This is a genomic window from Rhizobacter sp. P2_H3 (genome assembly GCF_056403355.1).
Genome location: NZ_JBFUFQ010000372.1, coordinates 1 through 3,691 on the forward strand (window position 1 = coordinate 1; position 3,691 = coordinate 3,691).

Annotated in this window: 4 protein-coding genes; 2 read left to right on the forward strand and 2 right to left on the reverse strand. The window is 70.9% G+C overall.

What is annotated here, in order from left to right; translation table 11 throughout:
* A partial coding sequence (locus AC1D1T_RS31045; RefSeq protein WP_477993223.1) for a carboxymuconolactone decarboxylase family protein occupies positions 1-407 on the forward strand: 407 nt, incomplete at its 5' end.
* Here the strand turns inward: AC1D1T_RS31045 and AC1D1T_RS31050 are convergent.
* On the reverse strand, positions 397-1,578 hold the full coding sequence (locus AC1D1T_RS31050) for a class I SAM-dependent rRNA methyltransferase (RefSeq protein ID WP_477824860.1): 1,182 nt from the start codon (positions 1,576-1,578) through the stop codon (positions 397-399). The genes AC1D1T_RS31045 and AC1D1T_RS31050 overlap by 11 nt on opposite strands.
* Positions 1,579-1,734: 156 nt before the next feature.
* Here AC1D1T_RS31050 and AC1D1T_RS31055 point away from each other — a divergent pair, with 156 nt between their 5' ends.
* A complete protein-coding gene (locus tag AC1D1T_RS31055; RefSeq protein WP_477993224.1) occupies positions 1,735-3,264 on the forward strand; it encodes a hypothetical protein in 1,530 nt (509 codons plus the stop codon).
* Here AC1D1T_RS31055 and AC1D1T_RS31060 read toward each other — a convergent pair.
* The coding region (locus AC1D1T_RS31060; RefSeq protein ID WP_477993225.1) for a tyrosine-type recombinase/integrase at positions 3,265-3,691 on the reverse strand (427 nt) is incomplete at its 5' end.

Here is a 3,691-nt window from a genome sequence, read left to right on the forward strand (position 1 = left end):
GCTTCATGCTCGGCCGGCACGCGATGCTGCCGCTGCGCGACCGCGAGGTGGTGATCGACCGCGTCTGCGCGCGCTGCGGCGCCGAGTACGAATGGGGCGTGCACGTGGCGGCATTCGCGAAGGCCGCCGGCTTCACACCGGCGCAGGTGGTGGCGATCGAGCGCGGCCACGCCGATGACGCAGCACTGACCGAACGGGACGCGCTGCTGGTGCGCCTGGTCGATTCGCTGCACGACACCGCCGATGTCGATGACGACCTGTGGGCGCAGCTGGCGGCAGTGTGGAGCGAGCCGCAGCTGCTGGAGCTGCTGCTGCTCGCCGGCTGGTACCGCGCCATCTCGTACGTCTGCAATGCGGCGCGGGTGCCGCTGGAGCGCTGGCAGGCGCGGTTCGGCGCTAGCGTTTGACGATGACCAGGCCCTTCAGGTAGTCGCCTTCGGGGAAGGTGATCGTCATCGGATGGTCCGGCGCCGCGCCGGTGCGCGCATAGACCAGCCCGTCGACCTGCGCATCGAGCCCGGCACCGGCGACGATCTTGTGGAACAGGTCGGGGCTGATGCCGCCCGAGCACGAGAAGGTGAACAGCACGCCGCCCGGCTCCAGCAGCATCAGCGCGAGCCGGTTGATGTCCTTGTAGGCGCGTGCCGCGCGCTCGGCGTGCGACACGGTCGGCGCGAACTTCGGCGGGTCGAGCACGATCGCGTCGAAGCGCCGGCCTTGCTGCAGCATCGCGCGCAGCGTCTGGTTCACGTCGGCGTCCAGCGTCTCGTGCGCTGCATCGTCGAAGCCGTTGCGCAGCACGTGCGCCCGCGCCCGCTCGAGCGCCGGGCCCGACGAATCGACGCTCGTCACCTGCGTCGCGCCGCCGGCGAACGCGGCCACGCTGAAGCCGCCGGTGTAGCTGTAGCAGTTCAGCACGCGCTGCAGGCCGAAGTGCCGCACGGTGTCGGCGAACAGCTTGCGGCTGTCGCGCTGGTCGAGGTAGTAGCCGGTCTTGTGGCCCTCGGCCACGTCGAGGCTCAGCTGCCAGCCGTGCTCGCGGATCGTGACCTCGGTGGCGCCGTCGCCGCGCAGCCAGCCGGTCGACGGCTGCAGGCCCTCGAGCTCGCGCGAGTTCGCATCGCTGCGCTCGTACAGGCGCGCGAGGCCGGTGGCCTTCAGCAGGTGGTCGGCGATCGTCGCCTTCCAGCGCTCGGCGCCGGCCGACAGGAACTGCGCGCTCAGCGTGTCGCCGTAGCGGTCGACGATCAGGCCCGGCAGCCCGTCGGCCTCGCCGTGGATCAGGCGCACGCCGTCGCTCGCGATCGGCAGCCGCGCGCGGATCGCGATCGCCTGCTCGATGCGACGCAGGAAGAACGCGCTGTCGATGCGCTCGGCCTCGTCGAAGCTCCAGGCGCGCACGCGGATCTGCGAATGGGGGCTGCAGGCGGCCCAGGCCAGGAACCTGCCGTCGTGCGCCTGCACGCGTACCGTCTCGCCGAGGTCGGCCTTGCCGCCGGCGATGCTGCCCTCGAACACCCAGGGGTGGCGGCGCTGCAGCGAGCGCTCCTTGCCCTCGCGTACTGTGATTGTCTTCATGCCCCGATTGTCGGCGACGCGGCGCGCCGCCCCCCGGGATGGGGGAGAGATCGACAGGCTAGGGATGTCGATCGCTCCAGGCGCCGCCTAACTTGGTTTCAGCGCGCGGTCCGCGCGCCGTTCCACACATCACCTGGTTGCCAAGGAGGCCCCGCCATGCCCACGCTCAAGAACCTGGCCGTGCTCGACACGTTCATCCTCAAATGGTTTCGCGAATGCACGCCCAAGATCCTGGTCGTCACCGACGGGCTGAACTTCAGCGTCGGCGACGACTTCGGCCTGACCCGCTTCGTCGACGCACTGCGCACGAGCACCGTGCACGCGATGACGCCGATCGTGCGGACCGCGCTGTACACGCCGGGGGCCGCCAGTGCCGCGACGCTCGACACGACGACCCAGCACATCAGCAACTTCCAGTTCACCGACGCGGCGCATGGCCTGCTGAAATCGCGCTACGACGTGGTGTTCCTGCTCGCGATCACCACCGAGGGTGGCGCCGGCCTTGCGCAGGAGCCGGGTGGGCAGGCGGCGATCGTCAATTTCATGCAGCAGGGCGGCGGGCTGTTCGCCACCGGCGACCATGAAGACCTGGGCGCCGCGATGTGCATGACGATCCCGCGCGTGCAAGGCATGCGGCGCTGGGCCGCGGCCGACACGCCGAGCGGCGGCGGCATCGACCGGCTGACCACCACCGCGCCCGGCGCCAACGACGTGTTCGAGTTCGCCGATCAGTCCGATGCATTGCCGCAGCGGCTGTACGTGAACTTCCGCACCAGCTTCGGCGTTGGCGTCGCGCACCCGGTGCTGCAGGTGCCGGGCGCCGCGCCGGCGCGCGCGATCGAGGTGTTCCCCGACCACCCGCACGAAGGCGAATGCCGCGTGCCGGCGGTGCTGACCGGCAAGCTGCCCGACGGCGTCACCGACGAATGGCCGATGGCCACCGGCAGCACGCAGCGCGTCGTGCCGGAGGCGATCGCGCTGACGGTGTCCGAGGGCAATGCGTTCCCGGGCAAGGCGGCGGTCGCGCCGCGCTCGTTCATCCCGGTCTGCGCCTACGACGGGCAGCAGGCCGAGGTGGGCCGCGTCGTCACGGATTCGACCTGGCATCACTTCGTCAACGTCAACCTGGTCGGCCTGACCGGCCGCAACCTCACCGACGTGCACCAGTACTACCGCAACCTCGCGAGCTGGCTGATGCCCAGGCATGTGCGCCGCTGCTGGCGCTACCCGGTGCTGATCCGCGAGCTGGTGCGCTACCCGCTGTTCGAGGAAATCCGCCTGGAGCCGGTGGAAAGGTTCGACGGCCCGGCGTTGCATGCACTGGGCGAGAAGGTGGAAGACGCGCTGCAGCGGCGCTTCACGCGGGCCGACGTGGCGGCGATGGTCGGCGACGCGCTCGACGAGATGCTGGATGCCCGCTCGCGCAAGCTGCTCGACGGCTTCCACGGCCGCTACGGCGAGGTGTCGTCGCGCGACACCGGCCTTGCGGCGCTGGGTGCGTTGACGCTGGCCACCGGCAACACCGCGCTGCAGCTGCAGGAGAAGGGCGAGGACGTGAAGGACGCGATGGGGCTGTTCGACGAGGCCGCGGCGAAGGCGCTGCGGCTGGGCATCCAGCGCTACCTGGGCGATGCGCGCGAGGGCTTGCGCAAGCTCGACGAGGTGATCGGGGCCGTGCTGCGCTGATCAGGGCTTGCGCCTGGCGCGCGGATGCGCCGCGTCGTAGACCTTCGCGAGGTGCTGGAAGTCCAGCTTCGTGTAGACCTGCGTCGTCGAGATGTTGGCGTGGCCCAGCAGCTCCTGCACCGCGCGCAGGTCGCCGCTGGATTGCAGCAGGTGCGATGCGAACGAATGCCGCAGCATGTGCGGGTGCACGTGCGTCGGCAGYCCGGCCTGCAGCGCGCGTCGCTTCAGCCGCGAACGCACCTGGCTGTCGGTCAGGCGGGTGCCGCGCCGGCTCACGAACAGCGCCGGCTCGCCCGGATCGGCCAGCGTGCCGCGCAGCGCCAGCCATTGCGCGAGCGCCTGCAGCGCCGGCCCGCCCACCGGCACGCTGCGGCGCTTGCGGCCCTTGCCGAGCACCTGCGCCTCGGCCTCGGCGGCGTCGATCCAG

What these genes read in the sequence shown, in the direction of transcription:
- AC1D1T_RS31050 (WP_477824860.1), bottom strand. Translation starts at nt 1,578, where the DNA reads ATGAAGACAATCACAGTACGCGAGGGCAAGGAGCGCTCGCTGCAGCGC.
- AC1D1T_RS31055 (WP_477993224.1), top strand. Translation starts at nt 1,735, where the DNA reads ATGCCCACGCTCAAGAACCTGGCCGTGCTCGACACGTTCATCCTCAAA.